Below are 2,427 nucleotides of genomic sequence, written 5' to 3'. Positions count from 1 at the left end.
GTGGGGCGGTCCAGCAGTACGACGGCCGTGCTCATCAGACGCCCTCGCGGCCGACGATGGACACCGAGCAAACGTTCTGCGACGGTTGCCCACCGAGGTTGTGCGTGAGGCCAATCTTGGGGTTCTTCAACTGGCGCGGCCCCGCACGGCCTTGCAGTTGCAGATACATCTCATAGAGCATGCGGATGCCACTGGCCCCAATGGGGTGGCCGAAGCACTTGAGGCCACCGTCGATCTGGCAGGGTATGGCGCCATCGGCGTCGAACTTGCCATCGAGCACATCACGCACCGCGGCGCCTTCCTCGGACAAACCCAGATCTTCCATGGTGACCAGCTCGGTGATGGAGAAGCAGTCGTGCACCTCGGTCATGCTCACTTCCTGCGCCGGGTTCCGGATGCCGGCTTCGGCGTAGGCCTTGCGCGCCGCAACGCGGGCGGTGTGCACGTAGCTGCCGTCCCATTCGTTCGAGTGCATTTCCCAGCCGTTCGACACCGCGACCTGCAGCGCTTTGAAAGTGACCAGATCGCGCTTGCCGAGCGCGCGAGCGATGTCGGGGCGTGTGACGATCACCGCCGCTGCGCCGTCGGACACGCCGCAGCAATCGAACAAGCCCAGCGGCTCGGCGATGGTGGGCGCTTTCAGGCACTGCTCTTCGGTGATGGTCTTTTGCAGATGCGCCTTGGGGTTGAGCGAGCCGTTGGCGTGGCTTTTGATCGACACGTGCGAGATGGCGCGTTTGAGCAAGGCCGCATCGATACCGTGCTTGGCGCGGTAAGCGGTGGCGAGCTGCGCGAAGTTGGCGGGCGCCACCGCGTTCGGGTACCACTGTGGAATGTAGGTGCCCACCGTGGCCACCGGCAATCCGCCGTAACCGGTGTCCTTGAGCTTCTCCACGCCGAGCGCAATCGCGATGTCGCACGCGCCTGCGGCCACGGCGTACACCGCGGCACGGATCGCCTCGGAGCCGCCAGCGCAGAAGTTCTCGACCCGGGTGACGCCGATGTTGGGCAGGCGCAGCGCGATGCCCATGGGCGTACCTCCACGGCCCACGCCAACGTCGTCCATGTGTGTGGAGAACCAAGCGGCGTCGAGCTGTTCGGGCGAGATGCCGGCGTCGGCCATGGCTTCGTTGTAGGCCTCGACCATGAGGTCTTCGGGGCTGGCGTCCCAGCGCTCGCCGAACTTGCTGCAACCCATGCCGAGAATGGCGACTTTGTCTTTGATGCCGATGGCCATGAATTACTCCTTCGATGCGGTGGTGTCGGCGCCGGAGGCCACGGGCGTGGCTTTCCAGAAATAGCGGGTGAAGCCTCGCGCCTCGTCGATGTCTTTGATGCGGAACGCCATCTCGACCTCGCAACCCGAGGCGATGTCGCCCTTGGCCACGTCGGTGAACTCCATCAGAATGCGCCCACCGCCGACGAAGTCGACCTGACCGTACTGGTGGGGTGGCGCCCTGTGGAAGGAGAGCGATTCGGCCGACCAGCTCAGCACGTGGCCCCGCCGCTCCGCGAGCTTGTAGGGCTTCTGCGTGTCCTGCAGCGGCTTGCCTTGGTCGTAGGAAATGCGGGACGGCGGGAAGTGCACCGCGCCCGTCACCTCGCAGCGCCCGGCCACCAGGCCGAGGATGGCGGTGCGGTGGCGGTAGGCGGTGCTCAATGCGGTCTTGCGGTCCTGCTCGCCGCGCGGGCCGCGCTCCAGGCGCAGTTGCTCCTTGAACGACAAGAACTTGGTGTAGTTCTTTTCTTCCACACCCCGCGCGAGCCAACCCGAGACGCCGCGCGCCGGCCGGAACGACTGTATGGCCGGGGTCACACGCAGCACGATGGCTTGCGCACCGCCGCCGAACTGCGCCAGCAATATGTGCTGACCCGGTTGTGCGCGTTCCAGCACGGCAGCCAGCATGAGCAACGCGTGCGGCGTACCGGTTTCGCCCACGGTGGCGGCCAGCGAATCAGCGATCGCCTCGGGGCGGATACCGCAGGCTTTTGCCAGTTGTGCATCCATCTTGGCGAACGTGGTCGGGAAGATGAAGTGATCAACCGCACCCGCTTCAACACCAGCTTTCTCCAAGGCACTGGCGATGGCGCGGGGGCCCAGCTTGGCTATGCCTTCGTCGCGCACCCAGCGCTCTTCCCAGTGGTAATCGATGTCTTCACCGGCCTGGCGGAAGTGGTCGACGAAATCGACGGTGAGCGTGGCACCACCGAGGTATTCGGCGATCACGTTGGCGCTTCCGACCGTCAGCGCCGCCGCACCATCGCCGTAGTCCAGTTCCTGCGAACTGGCGGCCCGGGTCTTGCGGTGGTCGGTGGCGATCACGAGTGCTTCGCCGCCGCGCGCGCTCACGCGGTCCATCGCGCCGATCACGGCGCTCAGCGCCGCACTGGACGAACCGCCCATGTCGAGCGCCTCAACGCCCTCTC

The 2,427-nt window shown here is 65.8% G+C and carries 2 protein-coding genes; both read right to left on the bottom strand.

The features are described from left to right. Positions 1-34: 34 nt before the first annotated feature. Positions 35-1,237 (bottom strand): acetyl-CoA acetyltransferase, encoded by a 1,203-nt coding sequence (locus ABYB95_RS21665; protein ID WP_372661827.1) that lies wholly within the window; start codon positions 1,235-1,237, stop codon positions 35-37. A 3-nt stretch (positions 1,238-1,240) separates the two neighbouring features. Next, on the bottom strand, positions 1,241-2,427 hold a 1,187-nt coding region (locus tag ABYB95_RS21660), incomplete at its 5' end, for a 3-oxoacyl-[acyl-carrier-protein] synthase III C-terminal domain-containing protein (protein ID WP_372661825.1).

Origin of the sequence: Hydrogenophaga sp. (assembly GCF_041633695.1) — a bacterium.
Taxonomy (GTDB): domain Bacteria; phylum Pseudomonadota; class Gammaproteobacteria; order Burkholderiales; family Burkholderiaceae_C; genus Hydrogenophaga.
The sequence above is the reverse complement of the archived record's forward strand: the minus strand, read 5'-3'. Positions and strand labels throughout refer to the sequence as shown.